Here is an 18,745-nt window from a genome sequence, read left to right as displayed (position 1 = left end):
AGAAGGGTGGGCGGGAGACGTCGACGTTGTCTCCTACGAGCGCGGCTCCACAGGGTTCCGACTGTGATGTGGACCGGCGTCTCCTTGGAGTTTGCTGGTTGGCAGGGACTGGAGCCGACGCCGGTGACCGTCTACGAGGCGCCCTACTTTGACGTGACCGTTCCTGGCCGTCTGTGCCAGGCAAACGCCGACTATTTGCCGCAGATCGACACGGCAACCGAGTATGCAGGCGAGCTGCCTGTGGGAGAGACAGTCACGCTGTGCCTTGAGATCAGCGAGGCTGGCACCTACGCCGTGAGTGTGGCTGGCGCCGACGGACTCGACACGGTGCTCTACCTCGATGGTCCGTTCGATGACTCGGGTCTTATCGATGCCTATATCTCACTCAGCAACGACGACTTCGTGGACCGCGATCCGCAGGTGTCGAGTTGGATGGAGACGGGTGCGTACTACGTGGGCGTTGATGGCTACGACGACGGGGCTTGGGGCGCGTTCGTCGTCACCGTGAACAGCCTGGACTGACCCCGGAGGCGGGAGCCTCCACGGTTCCTAGTGTTCCGCGGCGAGTCCCTCCGGCAGGCGACCAGAGTGCACGAGCACAAGCCTGCGGGTGGGGCGAGTGAGCGCCACGTAGAGATCTTGGGGCACGTGGGCGACGGCGGCGGGATCGGCGACCACGACGGCGTCGTACTCAAGACCCTTGGCATCGCGCGCCGTCAGCACCTCCACACCCTCTGGCGCGACAGCGGCGAGCGCGGTGACCATCTCGGCCGACGCAATGATGGCGACAAGGCCGCCGCCGCGCTCCTCGAGCGCCGCCGCTTCCCCCGCCGCCGCGAGGACGGCCCGCTCGACCACGTCGGCCGCGTGCGGGACTGAGATGGCTGACACCGCATCGTCCACCTCGCGAGCCGCGCTGATCTCGCTCACGGGCAACCCTGCCGCGCGCGCAAAGCTTTGAGCAGCTTCCGCGACCGCGGCCGGGATGCGGTAGCTCACGGTCAGTTCGCGCAGGTTCCAGCCCGCCTGGAATTGCGGGTCCATCGTTTCCGGCCACCACCGTGTCCCGGCGGGGGACGACGTCTGGGCCACGTCTCCCACGATCGTGAACGACCGTGAGGGGCACCGCCGCAACAGCATGCGCCACGCCATCGGGCTGAGCTCTTGCGCCTCATCGACCACAACGTGCCCGTACGTCCACGAACGGTCCTCTGAGGCGCGCTCGGCCACCGATCGCTGCAGCGTGGGCGCTTGCATCCGGTCTGCGAGCATCTCGGCGGTCACCACCCCGTTGCCGCCGACGATCTCAAGCACTTCCTTGGCGTAGCGAAGCTCTGCCTTTCTGTCGTCCTTGCGCGCGGCGGCCTGCGGGAGCTCCCCCAGAAGCTCCGCCGCCTCGTCCAGCAGGGGAATGTCCGCGTCGGTCAGGGGCGCGTCGGCGCTTCTGAAGAGCAGGTCGCGCTCGTCGACGGACAGCCGCGAGGCGCATGCATCGAGCAGGTGGCGCTTGGACAGCACGTCGCGCAGGAGTGCCACGGGGGTGACGGGCAGCCAGCACAGGTTGATGGCGATGCGGATGTCGCGGTCGTCGCGCAGGTCGCGGGCGATCTCCTTGCGGTCCTCTTCCTCGGTCTCTGGCCCCAAGTAGTCAGCGACCTGCCTTGCGAGCCGCGTGATCATGTCCTTGGCGAAGGCCGCCCGTGCCTCGTTGTGCGGCTTGCCATCGCGCCTGGCACGCGACTGGGCCTCGCGCACATCTGAGCGCTTCAGCACGACGGGCCGCCCGTCGATGCGAAACTCCTGATCCTTGCGCGGCACGCGTTGGCGCTCGCGCACCGCCGCACGAATCACACCAGCCATGTCGGCGCGGCCCTTGAGCAACGCCACATCGTCGCTCTCACGCACGGTGGGGCCGATGCCGCGCACCAGCCCGGCCAGAGTGGTCGACACCGCGCCCGTCTCTCCGAGCGAGGGCAACACGTGGTCGATGTACCTCAAGAACGAAGCGGACGGGCCGATGAGCAGCACTCCGCGCCGTTCCAACAGCTCCCGGTGGTGGTACAGCAGGTAGGCAGCACGGTGCAGGGCCACGGCCGTCTTGCCAGTGCCTGGGCCGCCCTGAACCACAAGCGCGCCTTGCAAAGGGGCCCGAATCACAGCGTCCTGCTCTGATTGGATGGTGGCGACGATGTCGCCCATCCGGCCGGTGCGGCGCGCGTCGAGCGCCGCCAACAGGGCTCCCTCTCCGGCGAGCGACTCCTCCTGGCCGGAGGCGCGCAGCGCCTCGACATCCAGCACGTCATCCTCGACGGCCATCACCTTGCGTCCGCGAGTGGTCAGGTGCCTGCGATTCACGACTCCGGAGGGGTGCGCGGCGGTGGCGGCGTAGAACGGGGTTGCGGCCGGAGCTCGCCAGTCGGTCAGCAGCGGCACGTGGTCCTCGTCCGACAGTCCGATGCGGCCCACGTAGAGCCTCTCGCCAACGGCCATGTCGAGACGCCCAAAGCACAGCCGGTCCTCGACGGCGTCGAGTTGAGCGATGCGGTCCTCGTACAGGGTGGCGAAGGCGTCGCGTTCCGAACGGTTCTGCGGCGACCCAGACGGTCCCGAGCGACGCACCTCGACAAGGCGAACGTTGGCCTCGTCCCTGATGGCGTCGAGCCGCGAGTAGAGAGTGTCAACGACGCCCTGTTCCGCTTCGAGACCGGGTCCCGCCGTCACGGTGGACTCGTCGTGCATGACCGCCCTTTCACCTTGCCCACGACTCCCGCGGGCAGTAGACCATCCTTTCATGGCCCAGGCGTCTTGAGAATGCGCTGGCGTTCGCGGGCCGCGATATCGCACCCTGCGCGCGCGCGGGCGTGCCACAGTGATCACATGGCACTCATGACGTGGGACAACGAAGGTGTGGAGCAGTGGGCGGCCGCATCTGGCTCCGATGCCGTGCTGCTGCAGTCGCTTCGCGGCTTCGTCGACGCTGGCAGGGTGGGCCTGCTGATCCGAGACCACGTGGTGGCCATGGCGGAACCCGTTCGCGTCGTGACGTTCGCGGTGGATGACCTGCTTGACTACCGTTCGCGACGGCCAGAGATGACGTTTTCGATCAACGAGTGGGCGGCGTACGACGAGCCGTACCTGGCCATCGACATGGTGCGTGACGCGGAGGATAGGCCGTTCCTGATGTTGCACGGCAGCGAGCCAGACATTCGTTGGGAGGCGTTCATTGCGTCGGTCCGTGAAGCGGTGACGAGGCTGGGAGTGGGCCTCACCGTTGGGGCCCACGGGATCCCCATGGGCGTGCCGCACACCAAGCCGATTGGTTCGACAACGCACGGCACCAGGCAAGACTTGCTCCCCGATTCTCCGGGGATGTTCGGCACCGTCACCGTCCCTGGGTCGGCTCAGAATCTGCTGGAGTACCGCTTTGGCCAGTGGGGGCTCGATGTGGTCAACGTCGCCGTGCACGTGCCGTACTACCTGGCGCAATCCTCATTGCCTCAAGCCGCCCAACACGCATTGACGCAAGTCGAAGGGCTCACCGGGTTGGCGCTCGATCCTTCGAGTTTGGATGACGACGCCGAGACGGCGACGGCCGAAATTGTGCGCCAGATGGCGGAGTCAGAAGAGGTGCAGGCACTGGTCGAGACCCTCGAAACGCAGTACGAGGCCATCGAGGCTGCGCGTCGGGACGGCATTGAAGTCGACGGGCCATTGCCCACCGCGGACGAGCTGGGCGCTGAGTTCGAAAGATTTCTTGCCCAACAACGCCGAGATTTCCCCCCAAACGACTAATTCGTGGCATGCTTAGCATGGTTGCGATTACGTAGTGTGCACGACCTGCCTCTTTTTGGGGCACGGGACAAGGCATTGCGGCGACGAGTAGGGCAAGTTGCCCCGCTTCCCGTCCCGGGCATCTGAAGGCAAGGAATTACAGGCATGGCACAAGGTTCCGTTAAGTGGTTCAACGCGGAAAAGGGCTACGGCTTCATCGCGCAGGATGGCGGAGGCGCTGACGTCTTCGTTCACTACTCTGCGATCGTGACCGACGGCTTCAAGTCCCTCAACGAGGCGCAGCGCGTCGAGTTCGAGGTGACACAGGGTCCCAAGGGCCCGCAGGCAGAGCAGGTTCGCGCCCTCTAAGGGTTTCGCACCGCGACGAGCCGCCGTCCCCGTCAAGGGGGCGGCGGCTCTGTCATTCCTGGTGGGAGATGCACCGACGAGAACGGGGCAGGATGCACGCCTGCGGGAACAGACCGTGGGAGGCTAGTCGTTACCACCACACGGGTGACGTGGGCGTTGGGCTAGGCGTCGCTTCGGTTCCGTTTTACACTAGGAGTAACGACCAGGGTCAAAGGAGGTCACGATGCCGCTGTCGGAGTACGAGCAGCGAGTGCTCGATCAGCTTGAGCGCGACCTCGGTGCCGACCCCAAGTTGGGCCGCTCGATGTCACGGGCGCCTCACCAACGCGGCCGCATCGTCGGCGGCGCACTGGGTGTCATTGTGGGTCTCGGCGTGGTGTTGGTCGGCGCTGTATCCCAGGTGGTGCCGATAGGCATCGCGGGCTTCGCGTTGATGATCGCCGCAGCGATGTGGGCAATCCTGACGCCCCGCAAGCACTCGTCTTCCGGGGGCAAGCGAGGCCCGGCCGGTCAGCCTCCCAAGAAGCGGGCCGCCAAGGAACCGTTTATGCGCCGCGTCGAGGAGCGCTTGGCCCGCCGACGCGAGAGCGGCGACCTGTAGCGTCTGGAGCCTTGGTGGAGGTGACCTCGTCGATCACGATGCGGGCATCGTCTTTCAGGCTGTCAAACGACGGCGTTGCGCCTTGTGGCGCGTAGCGGTGATCGGAAACCGCGACGACCAACTCTGACAATGCGCGATCTGCGTCGGCCGACAGGAACATCGCGTCAGCGAACAGGGCGCGGCGCACATGAGCCTCGCTCTCGTGCGGCGTCAAGGTGTCGGGCCAGGCGAAGCCGTGGGGGAGGCGTTCCTGGAGCCACGCCCACACGCGTTCTGGGTCGTCGACGCGGGCGGCCGTCACGCGCCGCGAATGCATCAACCGCCAGCCGACTACCAGGCCGGTGATGACGATTGCCACCACCACCCACATCCACCACGGCGGAGCAGCCGAGCTGTCGCCGGACTGGGCGGTGCCGGGAACCTCAGCGGGTTGCGGCACCGCGGTGGGAGCAGTGGTGGGCCCCTGCCCGGGAATGGGAAACTCGTCGAACGGGTTGAGTGCGCCCGTGTTGGTGGGGTCGGCGTAGACGGGCCGCGCGCCTGTCTGAACGGCTGGCGTCGGTTCGAACCGCACCCACCCGGCGCCCTCAAAATACAGTTCTGGCCACGCGTGCGCGTTGGCGCCCGTGATGATGGACTCGCCGTCGGAACCGCGCTCGCCAGGTAAGAAGCCGATGGCCAATCGCGTGGGGATGCCAAGGCTGCGAGACATAACCACCATGGCGGAGGCGAACTGGACGCAGTAGCCGGAACGGTCGTCGAGGAACACCGAGACCGAGTCGTCCCCTGACGGCGTGACGGACGTGTCATACGTGAAGACCTGCGTGTCCCTGAGGAACTCCTGTAGCGCCATCGCCTGGTCGTAGCGGGTGGGTGCATCGCCAACGACCTCGCGTGCCTTCGCGCCGACGTTGTCCACGTCGATCGCGTCGGCGAGTTCCAAGTATCTCGGGTCAAGCAAGGGGTCCTGACCGGCGGCCGACCCCAAGGACCGGAGCGCATCGGCGCTGAAGTAGTTCAGATCAGCCTCAAACTCGTAGCTGAGGTTCTGGGTCGAGGTGGTATCTGACGAGACCTCGTCGAGCGCGGGGAAGTAGGCCCAGTCTCCGCCCACCGTCACCGATCGGGGCACGGGCGGCAGCGGCAGGCTGCTCTCGGCCTGCGAGAGGACCTGCACGCTGACGCGGTCCAGTTCCCTGTCCTCCCAGCCGTTGACGGGCGCGGGCCACTGCACGCCCCCGTCGAGCGGTGCTTGCGCCGAGGGAGCGGTGTCTGGACGGCTCCACGCGGAGCCATCGAAGTCGATCAGCGTGTAGACGCGGAACGCCTCCGGTCGCCTTCCCGAGGTGAAATACACAATCTTGGGTGCGGCGCTGTTGGCGGTGAGCGAGTTGCGCAGGTCGAGAGCGAGGTTGAGGCGCGACGTCGTGTCGAGTTGGCTGGGCGTCGAGAAGCGGGGAATGGCCCCCCAGCCAGCAGCGCCGAGCGCCGTCGGTGCCACGACGGCGACGAGCGCGACCGTGGCGACCGTTGCGGTTCCTGCGGCCCATGGCGACAAGGAGGTGAAGGAGCCCGTGTGTCTGGTGGTCAGCGCAAGCAGGAGCACCCATGCGGCGATCGCGCCGATCAGCGCCGACGTCGACACTCGGTGCTGGAGCACGACGGCAGGCATCCACGGGGCGAGGAGCACGATGCCGGCGACCGCGGCGGCTCTCCACGACACCGCGACGTGTTCCGCGAGCAGGAACGCCGAGAAGACGCCCACCATCACGAGCGCGACGAGCGGGCGAGACATCTCTGCGGGAGCGACCGTGGTGGCCGCCTCGTGGACGCCATCGCCGACGGCGGTCGCGAGGTCCCTCAGCGCGGACGGCGTGGGCAGCATGTGCGCCCCGCCGTCCTCGTTGCGCGCGAAGGTGGGCACGCTCACGATGACGGCGGTCGCGGCGCCGACGAGCGTGGGCAACAGCCGTGATCGGGTCAGCAGGCGTGTCACGATGATCAGCAGCGCTACCACGGCGACCAGGCCGACGACCGTGGAGAGCCACTCTCCCCACTCCACCATGGTCGCGAAACCGTTGAGCCCCAGAAGGATCCCGATCGCGACGACGGGCGTGGCGTACCAGGGGGATCGGGCGGTGGTGGCGCGCGTGGTCATGCGATGTCTCCCGCCGTGAGCAGGGTACTCCACACGGAGTCGATGTCTGTGCGGGAGTGCGCCGTGGTGGCGCGCCAGCCTGCGCGTCTCAACGCCGTGGCCGTCTCCTGAGCGTCCGCGTCGTCTTCGCTGTCGCCGCGCACAATGGCCCACGCCCTGCCCGCGTCGCCCAACGGCACGAGCGCCTCGAGGCATTCGGCGTTGAGGGGCTCGAACACACCCACGATGACCTCGCCGTTCGAGACGCCCTCTGCGGTGCGCCTGATGGCGGTGAGCAGCCACGCCGAACCCGCCGTTGGCGACGGGGGACGAGTCAGGTCCACCGTCTTGTCGAGCAAGTCGGCGCGTGCGCTCTGGGGGTGTTCGCGCCCGATGTGATGCACGTGCTCGGGGCCGAGGGGGCCGCCGAAGAACCGCACGGGGTGTCCGGAGTCGAGCACCGAGAGACCGATGGAGGCGGCTGCGGAAATCGACCACTCGAGGGCGGCCGACTCGTAGGGCAGGTCGAGCAGCACGGTGGCTGGTCGCTTTCCTGCCCGCTCGTCTGACCTGACGAGCATCGTGCCTTTGCGGGCGCTCGACGGCCAGTGGACGCGACGCAAGTCGTCTCCCTCACGATAGTCGCGCAACGCCGCATCGTCTGGAGAAGGGCTGCGGGCACCAAGCACCACGCGGTCGGCCTGGCCCATCAGCACGCCAGCGGTGGCCGTGAGGTCGACAACAGACGGCCACACGGGGATGAGTTCCTCGCCGCCCACGGAGGTGTCGGAGCGCAGCATGCCGAGCGGATCGGCTGAGTGGATGAGGGCTGGACCAAGTGGCCAGCGCCCGCGGCGCGAGGGCAACAGCGAGTAGGACAGCGAGAATGACTCGGAGGTGCGACTCACGGTCGCCTTGGTGCTCAGGCCGCCGGTGAGTTCTGCCGCCGCCTGCTCCCTGATGTCGAGGGACTCAGCGAGCGCTCGTCTCAGCGCCCCTCCGCGACGCCCAGCCGACGAGCTGATCGTGACCGTGACCCGACCCGGAACGCCCACGGTCAACGGGTGCGGCACTACTTCCCTGTGCGCGAAAGGGAATCGGCTCAAGAAGCCGTTGATAGAGAGCATGAGCCATAGCCCGCCGACAGCAACAGAGGCCACCATGGCGACTCCCACGTACACCAGCGGCGGTGTCGCGAGCCCCACGCCCAGGCCGCCAACAACTGTGCCGGCAGCCGCGAGGCCGATGCCTCGTGACGTGAGCACGGTGTCGGAGCTGGGCCGTGGAGCCATGCCTAGACCGCGGTGACGCGAGTTCCGGGCAGCACGGCCTGCTCCCGGCGAGGAGGCAAGTCGCGAGCCTCGGTCGGCACGGACGTGCGTGCCACTGTTTCGCTGAGGATCTTGGCGGGAGTTCGGCCAGCGAGGCGCGCCTCAGTGCTGGGGATCAGTCGGTGCGCGAGCACCGACACGGCGAGCGCCTTGATGTCGTCAGGAAGGACGTGGTTGCGGCCGGCCATGGCTGCGCGAGCCTTTGCCGCCGCGAGCAACTGCAAGGCGGCGCGTGGCGAGGCGCCCAGCCGCAAAGCGGAGTCGTGCCGCGTGGCGGTCACGAGGTCGACGATGTACTGCTTGATCGCCGGGGCCGCGTAGATGCGGCGGGCCACGGCGATGAGGCGAGCGAGCGTCTCCGTGTCCGTGACGGGGCGCACCTGAGTGAGCGGGTCGATTCCGTCGTGGCTGTCGAGCATCACCATCTCGTCGCGAGCGGAGGGGTAGCCGATCGAGACCTGCGCCATGAAGCGATCGCGCTGGGCCTCCGGCAGGGGGTAGGTGCCCTCCATCTCGATGGGGTTCTGTGTGGCGACCACCACGAACGGCCGGGGGAGCGGGCGCGTCTGGCCGTCGACGGTGACGGCTCGTTCTTGCATGGATTCGAGAAGTGCCGCCTGGGTCTTGGGGCTGGCCCTGTTGATCTCGTCGGCGATGACCACGTTGGCAAAGATCGGGCCGGGACGGAACTCGAAGCGGTGATCGTCGGAACGGAAGATGCTCACCCCAGTGACGTCCGACGGCAACAGGTCGGGAGTGAACTGCAGCCTTCCGACGCTGCAGTCGAGGCTGAGCGCTAGCGCCCTCGCCAGGGTGGTCTTGCCGACGCCGGGGACGTCCTCCATGAGCAGATGGCCTTCTGCGAGGACCACGGCGAGGGTCGCGGTGACCGCCTGATCCAGTCCGGCTAGCACGGTGCCGATCGACTGGCGCATGCGCGCGGTGACCTCCGCAACCTCTGCAAGTTCGGCCTCGGTGGGCAAGGGGTGGCTCATGAACGCTCCTTCGATGTCTCTCCTGAGCCTAAACGATGGAGTTTGTGATTTGTCCCTCCACCGCGTGTCTTGGCACTCTACCTGGGCATATGTGTGCGGCGGATGTGCAGTTCGCCATAATCATCAGAAATGTGGAGAGAAGTGGAGTAATGTGGGGCGAACTGGCGAGTCGTGGCGCGAGGAGGTGAGCCGTGGTGTCGGAACTGACGCACGGTCTAGGACCCACCGGGGTCTTCCTTGGCACGTTCACGCCCAGGCTCGACGACAAGGGCCGGCTGATCCTTCCCTCGAAGTTCAGGGGAAGGCTCGCGTCCGGCCTGGTGGCCACTCGTGGCCTCGACCGTTGCGTCTTCCTGTTCCCTGTGGACGAGTTCATGCAGGTGCACGACCGCCTGCGCAAGGCCCCGCTCGAGAACAAGCAGGCGCGCGACTACCTGCGCAACTTCCTGGGCCATGCCCAGGACGAGGTGCCGGACAAGCAGGGACGCATTTTGATCAGTTCCCCGCTGAGGGACTACGCCGCGCTCACCCGCGACGTGGCCGTGGTGGGGATGGGATCCCGAGTGGAGATTTGGGACGCAGCCGCATGGGAGAACTACCTCGCGGAGGGCGAGGAGGCGTACTCGGCAACGGCCGAGGCGCTGCTGAACGACATGTAGTGCCGCGTCTTGAGGCCTTCCCCCGAAACGCTCTGACGGACTTCCCCCCGCCAGAGGTTCGGAGGGAGACCCCGAGACGCGGCATCGAGACGGGAAGGGCAGATGAGTACAGCGGGTTTCCGGCACACGCCGGTGCTGCTCGACCGTTGCGTCGAGCTACTGTCGCCTGCCCTCCAAGAGCCCGGCGCCGTCGCCATCGATGCCACATTGGGACTAGGCGGGCACACTGAGGCGCTGCTCGCGGCGTGCCCTGGTGCCCGCGTCGTCGGCATTGATCGTGACGCCGAAGCGATCCGACTTGCTGGCGAGCGGCTCGACGTTGCTGGAGACCGCTTCGCGTCCCATCACGCCACGTACGACGACATCGCGGGTGCGCTCGCGACGGTCGAGGCGACCCACGCCGACGCCATCCTGTTTGACCTGGGGGTCAGCTCGCTGCAGATCGATGAGGCGGATAGGGGCTTCTCCTACGCCCAGGACGCGCCGCTCGATATGCGCATGAATCGCGACGACCCGGTCACGGCAGCTTCGCTGCTGGCTACCGAGAGCGAAGACGAACTGACCCGGATTCTGCACGTCTACGGCGAGGAGCGGTTTGCGCGCAAGATTGCACGGTCGATCGTGCGCCGACGTGAGAGCGAACCGATCGAGCGTTCCGCGCAACTGGTCGATCTGGTGCGCGCGTGCATCCCCGCCGCGACCCGCACGCCGGGCAGCAACCCCGCCAAGCGCACGTTTCAGGCCCTGCGCATCGCGGTCAACAGCGAGCTCGACGTGCTCGAGGCGGCCTTGGTGGCGGCGATCGACGCCCTGCGCGTCGGCGGACGGATCGTGGTGCTCAGCTACCACTCCCTCGAGGACCGGATCGTCAAGCACGCCTTCGCTGAGGGCACAGAGATCGCCGTGCCACCCGGCATGCCGGTGGTGCCGGACGACGCCCAGCCATACCTGCGCCTGCTCACCAGGGGAGCCGAGAAGGCGCCAGAGGCGGAAATTGAAGTCAACTCGCGCGCCAAGCCTGTGCGGCTGCGCGCAGCGGAGCGCACCCGTGCGACGCCCAGGAGGGCCGCATGAGCGCCGCACCCTTGAGATCGAATGCGCGCCCGGGTGCCGTCCCGGCGGCCGCGCCACCGCGCGCGCCCCACTTGCGCGCGGTCACCGCACCCCAACACGCGCGGAGCATCGCCCCTTTCGCTTGGCTGTGCGTCGGCATCGTGGTGGCCGCGCTGTCGGCCGTCCTCGTGTTGAACACCACCATGTCTGAAGGCTCCTACACGACGCGTGCCCTCAAGATCGAGATTGCTCAGCTCCACCAGGAGCGCGCGGCCGCGCTGATCCAACTCGAGGCGAACGCCGCACCGGAGGCCCTCGCGCGCCGCGCCGCCGAGTTGGGAATGCAGCCAGCAGGGCGCACGGGTTTTGTCACGCTCGAATCGGGCAAGGTGCTCGAGGCGGGTGGCCAGTAGTGACGCCGCCAGACGGCCCCAGGGGGCCACGCCCTCCGTCACCGCAACGCCCGCGCGGCACGCGCGGTACGCGGCCAACGACAGCAGCATCGGCCGACTCACGGCGCAAGCCTCCGATGGCGCGCGCCAGCCCCTCGCAGCGGGGCACTTCTGCCTCGGGAACAACGGGGGCGAGAAAGGGGCAGCCGCCCAGGACTCGCCCGTCGGCGACGCGCGCCAGGGATGGCGCACACCCGTTCGCGCCCAAGGTGGGGGAGCCTGGCCGCAGGCAAACACTGCTATCCGTCGCTTCGCTCCTGCTGCTGGGCGTCTTTGTGGCACGCCTTGTCGACGTGCAGCTCGTCAACGCGGCACCGCTTGCGGAGGAGGCTCTCGCCCAACGACTCGTCACCGTCGAGGTGACGCCTCCACGGGGCGACATCGTGGATCGCAACGGCGTGGTGCTGGCCACGTCGGTCGAGCGCTATGACGTTGCGGTCGACCAGGTCACGCTCGCGAAGTGGCAGCGCACTGACGATGGCACGGTTGTCGCTGAGGGCCCGTTCGACGCGGCGCAGATTCTCGCGCCCATTTTGGGTCTCAACGAGTCGGAGCTCGCGGCCGACCTGGTGGGGGACAAGACGTTCCAGTACCTGGCGAAGAACGTCACGGCCGAGCAACTCGAGCTTGTGCGGGCCGAGCGCATCCACGGGATTACGTGGGACGCGGTCTCTGAGCGCCTGTACCCGAATGGCGACATCGCAGGCAACGTCATCGGCTTCATGGCGGAGGACGGCGAGAGCACAGACGCCGTGGGCATGGCCGGGGTGGAGTTGTTGTACGAGGACGAGCTGACGGGAACCGCTGGCTCGCAAACGTACGAGAAGAGCCGCTACGGCACGATGATTCCCACGGGCCTGCACAGCGAAACTCCCGCGGTCGACGGCTGGACCGTGATGCTGACGCTCGACAGGGACATTCAGTACTTCACGGAGCAGGCGCTGGAAAAGGCGCTCGCCAAGTACGGTGCGCGTGCGGGATCCATCGTGGTGATGGACAGCCGCACTGGAGAGATCCTGGCGCTCGCGGATTCCGGGTCGGTCGACCCGCGCGATCCCGGCGCCACACCCGCCAACCAGCGTGGCTCGCGCGCCGTCTCCACCGTCTTCGAGCCCGGCTCGACGGCCAAGACCATCACAATGGCGGCAGCACTCGAGGAGGGGATCGCAACTCCTACCTCGGAGTTCGTGGCGCCGTATGAGTACGAGACGCCGTATCGAACGTTCCGCGACTCCCACCCGCACCCCGATCAGAAGCTCACGCTGGCCGGGATCCTGGTGAACTCGTCCAACACCGGCACCATCCAGGTGGGTCAACAGATGAGTGACGAGACGCGCTACAAGTACATGCGCGCATTCGGCTTGGGAGAGCCCACGAACATGGGTTTGCCGGACGAGTCGTCGGGAATCCTGCACCCGTACGAGGACTGGGACGGGATCACCAGGTACGCGACGATGTATGGGCAGGGCGTTGCCGTGACGGGCGTCCAGACCGTTCAGGTCTACGGCGTCATCGCGAACGAGGGGTTGCGGATCTCGCCGACGATCGTGAAGGGTTTCGAGGCAGCTGACGGCACCGTTACCGCGCGCGAGAATGCGGAGCCCGTGCGGGTTGTCTCAGAAGACACCGCGAAGGCGATCATGGGCATGCTCGTCGAGGTGACGGAGGACGGCACCGCGCCCCAAGCCCGGATCGACGGATACCTGGTCGCCGGCAAGACGGGAACCGCACAGGCGCCAGACGAAAACGGCGAACTCACCAAGTTGGTCACATCGTTCGTGGGCATTGCACCTGCTGATGACCCTAGGATCGTGGTCTCGGTGGTGTTGTATGACCCCACGTCATCGATCTGGGGCGGCACAACGGCCGCCCCAGTCTTCAAGGACGTGGCAACCTTTGCGTTGCAGACGTTGCGCGTACCGCCGACCAAGGGCGAAGTGACGCGTTACCCGACCACGTGGGAGTGACATGACGATGGCGTTGAGGCCAACGCACGTACGTCCGGTGAGCGTCGATGCCGTTGCCGATCGGGCGGGTATCCAGCGCGTCGATCGCCTTGAGGGCGCCGCCGACGCCGCGCTCACAGGCGCGACAGTCGATTCGCGTGACGTGCGCACCGGCGACCTGTTCGGCGCCTTCCCAGGCGCGGCGACCCATGGCGCACGCTTCGCGGCCGACGCGGTGGCGGCGGGCGCGGCGGCCATCCTCACGGACGAGGAAGGGCGCGAGGTCGCCCGCGCTGCGGGAGTGTCAGTGCCGATCCTTGTCGCCGAGGCCCCCAGGAGAGCCATGGCATTCGCCTCGTGCGCGATCTTCGCCGACCCCTCGCACCGGCTACCGGTGATCGCGATCACGGGCACCAATGGCAAGACCACCACGTCGTTCCTTCTCGAGGGTGCGCTCGGACGCGCGCATGAGCGCACGGCGCTGCTGGGCACGATTGAGGCGCGCGTGGCGGACGAGCATCGCTTGTCCGAACGCACCACGGTCGAGGCGCCAGTCCTGCAGGCACTCTTGGCGCGCGCCATCGAGAAGGGGGTGGGCGCCGCGGTCACCGAGGCAAGCTCTCAAGCCATTGACCTCGAGCGCGTCACTGGCACGCGGTTTGCCGTCGCCGTGTTCACGAACCTGAGTCACGAACACCTCGACTACCACCACACGATGGAGGAGTACTTCGCGGTGAAGCGCCGACTGTTCATGCCGGAGTTGAGCGAGCGTGCCGTGGTGCTCGTCGACGACGCCTGGGGTCGGCGTATGGCGGCGGAGGCCCAGGTGCCGGTCACGACCGTCGCGACCAGGCCAGACTCACCGGCCGCCGACTGGGTGGTGACCGGGGAGCGCCTTGCCGCATCAGGCGGCATGGAGTTTGACCTGCGCGGTCCGGAGGGCGTTTCCCACGTCGCGACGGTGGCGCTTCCTGGCCACATCAACGTTTCCAATGCGGCAGCGGCCATCGTGGCCTCCCACCTTGTGGGTGTTCCGCTTGCCGCGGCGATCGACGGCGTGGCCCATGCGCGTTCGGTACCAGGTCGCACGGAGGTGGTGACGAGGCGCTCGGCAACCACCCCCCTCATCGTGGTCGACTACGCGCACACCCCTGACGGCGTGGCCTCCGTGCTCGACGCCATGCGCGGGGTGACGCCGGGACGCCTGTTCGTGGTGTTCGGTTGCGATGGCTTGCGCGACGACTCCAAGCGCCCAGGCCTTGGCCGCGCGGCGGCCACCCACGCTGACGTCGTGATCGTGACGGATGAGAACCCCAAGACGGAAGACCCGGCCTTCATCCGCTCGCGACTCATGGAGGGCGTCATTGCGGCGCGGCCAGGTCTCGCCGACGTCCACGAGATCGCGCCGCGCGCCGAGGCCGTCCGCACGGCCGTGCGCATGGCTGGCCCTGACGACACCGTCATCACCACGGGCAAGGGTCACGAGACCACTCAAGAAATCGATGGCGTGCATCACCCCTACACGGACAGGGCTGTAGTGATAGAGGAACTGCTGGCCGCAGAGGCCGACACATGAGGCCCATCAGCGCGCAGTGGATCGCGAACGCCGTAGGCGGCGAACTGGCCGCGGACGTGGACGCGACCGTCACGTCTGTGGTGAAGGACTCGCGGGAAGCGACGGACGGTTGCTTGTATGTGGCGTTTGTGGGCGAGCATGTCGACGGGCATGACTTCGCGGCACAGGCGGCCGCGGCCGGCGCGACCGTGTGCCTGGTGTCGCAGCCAGTCGACGCGCCCCACATTCTCGTTCCCGACGTCACGCAGGCCCTTGGCGCGCTCGCCGCCGCCTACCTGGCGCTGTTGCGCACCGAGGGCGACATCACCGTGATCGGCATCACCGGTTCGAATGGCAAGACCACCACCAAGGACTTGCTGGCCCAGACGCTGCCAGACGTGATCGCCCCCGCTGGCAGCTTCAACAACGAGATTGGGCTGCCGCTGACGGTGCTGAGCGCAGGGCCAGACACCAGGCATCTGGTGCTTGAGATGGGCGCCGCCGCACCGGGGGACATCGCCTATCTGGCGCGGATCGCGCCGCTCGACATCGCCGTGGTGCTCATGGTGGGCAGCGCACACACCGCCGGCTACGGCTCGGCAGACGGCCTCGCTGCAGAGAAGGCAACCATTCTGGACGGCCTGGTGCCGGCGGGCGTGGGCATCATCAACGCCGACGATCCGCTCGTGGCCCGTATGGCTGGCCGTGCCCCACGCACCGTCACGTTCGGCTTCGGCTCGGCGGACGTGGCTGGCCGCGACCGGCGGGTCGAGGGCGGGCGCGCCGCGTTCTCCGTCGACGGGGAGCGCGTTCACCTGACGTTGCTGGGTGATCACCACGCCACCAATGCGCTCGCCGCCGTCGCTGTGGCGCGCGAATGCGGCGTCAGCACGGCGCAAGCGGCCGCCTCCGTGACAGCGGCGGTCCCGGCGAGCCCGCATCGCATGGCGCTCACCGAGCGTGCCGACGGGGTGCGCATCCTCGACGACGCCTACAACGCGTCTCCAGAATCGATGCGCGCGGCGTTCAGGGCTTTGCGCGAGATCGCCGACGGCGGGCGCACGTGGGCAGTCATTGGCGAGATGCTCGAAATGGGTCAGGCCTCGGTGCAGGCGCACGACGACCTGGGGATCGACGCGGTGCGCTTGGGAATCTCGCACCTGGTGGTGGTGGGCGCTGGCGCCCGCCCGGCGTATGTCTCGGCCGTGCGCGAAGGGTCATGGGGGGAGGAGGCCGCGTTCGTCGCTACCATTGACGAGGCCCTTGCACTCGTGAGGGACCGCGTTGCTCCCGGTGACACCGTGCTGGTCAAAGGTTCGCATGGCACGGGCCTGTGGAGCCTCGCTGACGCACTGACCAGGGAGACTTCATGAGGGCGGTAGTCCTTGCGGCGGCGATCGCCTTGGTGTTCTCGCTGCTGGGTACCCCGTGGGTGATCCGCTATCTGACGCGCAAGCAGTTCGGGCAGTTCATCAGGCACGACGGTCCCGCGTCTCACCACACCAAGCGCGGCACGCCCACGATGGGCGGGGTGGTCATCATTGTCGCCACCCTCATCGGCTGGGCGGGCGGAAACCTGCTCACGTCGCACACCCCGAACGTCTCGTCCGTGCTGGTCGTGTTCCTCATGGTGGGCCTCGGCTTGGTGGGCTTCCTCGACGACGGCATCAAGATTTCCAAGGAGCGCTCGCTTGGCCTCCGCGCCGGCTGGAAGATCCTGCTGCAGGGTCTCGTCGGGGTCGGCTTCTCCCTGCTCGTGCTCCAGTTCCCTGATGATCAGGGCGTGTATCCAGCCTCGACCGCGATTTCGTTCCTGCGCGACACCGCGCTCGACTTCGCCGTCTGGGGTCCGGCGATCGGCATCATCGGCTTCGTGATCTGGTCGAACTTTCTCATCACGGCGTGGTCAAACGCCGTCAACCTCACGGATGGCCTCGATGGGCTCGCCACCGGTGCCGCACTCATCTTCTTTGGCGCTTACGTGCTGGTCGCGATCTGGCAGACCAACCAGTTGTGCGGCGTGAACAACAGCGATGCCGCCACCTGTTACGAGGTGCGCGACCCCCGCGACCTCGCCATCCTCGCGGCGGCCATCGCGGGGGCCTGCCTGGGATTCCTGTGGTGGAACGCGTCGCCCGCGAAGATCTTCATGGGCGACACTGGCTCGCTCGCGCTCGGCGGTGCCATCGCGGGCATCACCATCGTGACGCGCACCGAGATCCTCGGCGGCATCATTGGCGGCCTCTTCGTCATCATCGTGCTCAGCTCTGTGCTGCAGATTGGCTTCTTCAAGATCTCGGGGGGTAAACGGATCTTCAAGATGGCGCCCCTGCACCACCACTTCGAGCTGATGGGTTGGGGTGAGGTGACGATCGTGACGCGCTTCTGGATCATCGCGGCACTGTTCACGGGGGCAGGCATGGGCCTGTTCTACGCCGAGTGGGTCGCCAACCTGGGGCCAGGCGGCTGATGCCTGTCGCCGATGCCCCGGTCGAGCCCGACGGCGGCGCCCACCTCGCGGGCGCGCGCGTGCTCGTGTTGGGTATGGGTATCGCCGGGCTGTCCACGGTTGCGGCCCTGAGCGATCTCGGTGCCGAGGCCGTCACCGTCGACTCGAACGGCGCCGCTGATCACCCCAGCGTGGAGGGCCTTGACCTCGCGACCTTCGACGTCGTCATGGCATCCGCAGCGTTCTCGCCCCACTCCGACGCCGTTGTGTCGTGCCTCGCCTCCGGCCTGCCCGTGTGGTCCGAGATGGAGTTTGCCTGGCGCGTGCGCGCCACTGACGCGCCGTGGGTGCTCGTCACCGGGACCAACGGCAAGACCACGACCACGCAGATGGTGGGCGCCATGGCCGCCGCCGCTGGTGTCGACGTCAAGGTGTGCGGCAACATGGGCGTCTCGGTCATCGACGCCGCTCGCGAACGCCACGCGCTGCTCGCCGTGGAGATCGCGAGCCTGCAGTTGCACTTCACGCACACGGTGTCACCGGCCGCCGCCGTGTGTCTCAACGTGGATAGCGATCACCTCGACTGGCATGGCTCCGTCGAGGCGTACCGGGCGGACAAGGCGCGGGTGTTCCGCTTGGCACGGGTAGCCGCCGTGTACCCGGCGCATGACGCGGTGGTAGAGCGGATGGTCGAGGAGGCCGACGTGGTCGAGGGCTGCCGCGCCATTGGCGTCACCGGTGGTTCTCCCACGGTGTCTCAACTGGGCGTCGTCGACGGCTTGCTCGTGGACAGGGCCTTCACGCCGCACCGGCGCGCGGAGGCGCTCGAACTCGGAGCGGTAGCCGACCTCGCCCATCTGGTGGCGGGCGACGTCCCGCCGTACCTCGTGACGAACGCCCTGAGCGCCGCCGCGCTGGCTCGCGCTGTGGACGTGCCGCCAGCGGCCGTGCGCGAGGGGTTGCGCGGCTTCGCGCTTGACCAGCACCGCACCGCCTTTGTGGGAGCCGTCGACGGCGTGGACTACGTCGATGACTCGAAGGCCACCAACGCTCACGCGGCCCTCGCGGCGTTCGGAGGTCGGCAGTCGCGTTCCGTGGTGTGGATCGCGGGCGGGTTGGCGAAGGGACAGGACTTCAGCGCGCTGGTCGCGGGGGTGCGTGATCGGCTGAAGGCGGTGGTACTCATCGGGGTGGAGGCAGAACCGCTCGCGACGGCGCTGGCTGAACACGCCGCCGATATCCCGCTCAAGCGCGTCGGCCCGGGTGACACTGTGATGCGTGAAGCTGTGGCCGCCGCACGCGGTCTTGCGCAACCGGGCGACACGGTGCTCTTGTCTCCAGCGTGCGCATCGATGGACCAGTTCCGCAGTTATGCGGACAGAGGAGATGCCTTCACCTCGGAAGTGAGGGCGCTACAGGGAGGGTGA

Annotated in this window: 16 protein-coding genes; 12 read left to right on the top strand and 4 right to left on the bottom strand. The window is 67.6% G+C overall.

From position 1 onward, the window contains the following. The first annotated feature begins 63 nt into the window (after nt 1-63). Nucleotides 64-522 (top strand): hypothetical protein, encoded by a 459-nt coding sequence (locus tag QZZ33_RS01335; RefSeq protein WP_291377671.1) that lies wholly within the window; start codon nt 64-66, stop codon nt 520-522. A 27-nt stretch (nt 523-549) separates the two neighbouring features. Here QZZ33_RS01335 and QZZ33_RS01330 read toward each other — a convergent pair whose 3' ends face one another. Then, on the bottom strand, nt 550-2,739 hold the full coding sequence (locus QZZ33_RS01330) for an AAA family ATPase (RefSeq protein WP_291377670.1): 2,190 nt from the start codon (nt 2,737-2,739) through the stop codon (nt 550-552). Between the two features lie 138 nt (nt 2,740-2,877). Here QZZ33_RS01330 and QZZ33_RS01325 point away from each other — a divergent pair, with 138 nt between their 5' ends. The 3 genes from QZZ33_RS01325 (at nt 2,878) to QZZ33_RS01315 (ending at nt 4,741) form a co-directional block, all read left to right on the top strand. Then, nucleotides 2,878-3,792 (top strand): PAC2 family protein, encoded by a 915-nt coding sequence (locus QZZ33_RS01325; protein WP_291377669.1) that lies wholly within the window; start codon nt 2,878-2,880, stop codon nt 3,790-3,792. Nucleotides 3,793-3,936: 144 nt separating this feature from the next. Further along, nucleotides 3,937-4,140, top strand: coding sequence for a cold-shock protein (locus QZZ33_RS01320; RefSeq protein WP_226095660.1), 204 nt, complete (start codon nt 3,937-3,939; stop codon nt 4,138-4,140). A 223-nt stretch (nt 4,141-4,363) separates the two neighbouring features. Beyond that, nucleotides 4,364-4,741, top strand: coding sequence for a DUF3040 domain-containing protein (locus QZZ33_RS01315; protein ID WP_291377668.1), 378 nt, complete (start codon nt 4,364-4,366; stop codon nt 4,739-4,741). On the opposite strand, the gene QZZ33_RS01310 is transcribed toward QZZ33_RS01315, so the two are convergent. The 3 genes from QZZ33_RS01310 to QZZ33_RS01300 are packed head-to-tail and all read right to left on the bottom strand — an operon-like array spanning nt 4,686 to nt 9,204. Further along, nucleotides 4,686-6,899, bottom strand: coding sequence for a transglutaminaseTgpA domain-containing protein (locus QZZ33_RS01310; protein WP_291377667.1), 2,214 nt, complete (start codon nt 6,897-6,899; stop codon nt 4,686-4,688). The two genes, QZZ33_RS01315 and QZZ33_RS01310, sit on opposite strands and share 56 nt — an antisense overlap. Further along, entirely contained in the window at nt 6,896-8,170 is a 1,275-nt protein-coding gene (locus QZZ33_RS01305; protein ID WP_291377666.1) for a DUF58 domain-containing protein, read from the bottom strand. Before QZZ33_RS01305 ends, QZZ33_RS01310 begins: the two co-directional genes overlap by 4 nt. A 2-nt stretch (nt 8,171-8,172) precedes the next feature. Then, complete coding sequence (locus QZZ33_RS01300) at nt 8,173-9,204, bottom strand: AAA family ATPase (RefSeq protein WP_291377665.1); 1,032 nt, start codon at nt 9,202-9,204, stop codon at nt 8,173-8,175. A gap of 194 nt (nt 9,205-9,398) precedes the next feature. Here QZZ33_RS01300 and mraZ point away from each other — a divergent pair, with 194 nt between their 5' ends. The 8 genes from mraZ to murD all read left to right on the top strand — a co-directional run bounded on the left by mraZ (nt 9,399) and on the right by murD (nt 18,745). Next, the gene (gene mraZ, locus QZZ33_RS01295) at nt 9,399-9,863 is read left to right on the top strand and encodes a division/cell wall cluster transcriptional repressor MraZ (RefSeq protein ID WP_291377672.1); all 465 of its coding nucleotides are present in this window, start codon (nt 9,399-9,401) and stop codon (nt 9,861-9,863) included. Nucleotides 9,864-9,965: 102 nt separating this feature from the next. Further along, entirely contained in the window at nt 9,966-10,937 is a 972-nt protein-coding gene (rsmH, locus tag QZZ33_RS01290; RefSeq protein WP_291377664.1) for a 16S rRNA (cytosine(1402)-N(4))-methyltransferase RsmH, read from the top strand. Next, complete coding sequence (locus QZZ33_RS01285) at nt 10,934-11,329, top strand: hypothetical protein (protein ID WP_291377663.1); 396 nt, start codon at nt 10,934-10,936, stop codon at nt 11,327-11,329. The genes rsmH and QZZ33_RS01285 overlap by 4 nt, the downstream gene beginning before the upstream one ends. A gap of 248 nt (nt 11,330-11,577) precedes the next feature. Further along, entirely contained in the window at nt 11,578-13,335 is a 1,758-nt protein-coding gene (locus tag QZZ33_RS01280; protein WP_291377662.1) for a penicillin-binding protein 2, read from the top strand. A 37-nt stretch (nt 13,336-13,372) separates the two neighbouring features. Further along, complete coding sequence (locus QZZ33_RS01275) at nt 13,373-14,890, top strand: UDP-N-acetylmuramoyl-L-alanyl-D-glutamate--2,6-diaminopimelate ligase (protein WP_291377661.1); 1,518 nt, start codon at nt 13,373-13,375, stop codon at nt 14,888-14,890. Next, complete coding sequence (murF, locus tag QZZ33_RS01270; protein ID WP_291377660.1) at nt 14,887-16,242, top strand: UDP-N-acetylmuramoyl-tripeptide--D-alanyl-D-alanine ligase; 1,356 nt, start codon at nt 14,887-14,889, stop codon at nt 16,240-16,242. Before QZZ33_RS01275 ends, murF begins: the two co-directional genes overlap by 4 nt. After that, nucleotides 16,239-17,339, top strand: coding sequence for a phospho-N-acetylmuramoyl-pentapeptide-transferase (gene mraY / locus QZZ33_RS01265; RefSeq protein WP_291377659.1), 1,101 nt, complete (start codon nt 16,239-16,241; stop codon nt 17,337-17,339). Before murF ends, mraY begins: the two co-directional genes overlap by 4 nt. Next, nucleotides 17,339-18,745 (top strand): UDP-N-acetylmuramoyl-L-alanine--D-glutamate ligase, encoded by a 1,407-nt coding sequence (gene murD / locus QZZ33_RS01260; protein WP_291377658.1) that lies wholly within the window; start codon nt 17,339-17,341, stop codon nt 18,743-18,745. The genes mraY and murD overlap by 1 nt, the downstream gene beginning before the upstream one ends.

Origin of the sequence: Demequina sp. (assembly GCF_016278775.1) — a bacterium.
Lineage (GTDB): Bacteria > Actinomycetota > Actinomycetes > Actinomycetales > Demequinaceae > Demequina.
The sequence above is the reverse complement of the archived record's forward strand: the minus strand, read 5'-3'. Positions and strand labels throughout refer to the sequence as shown.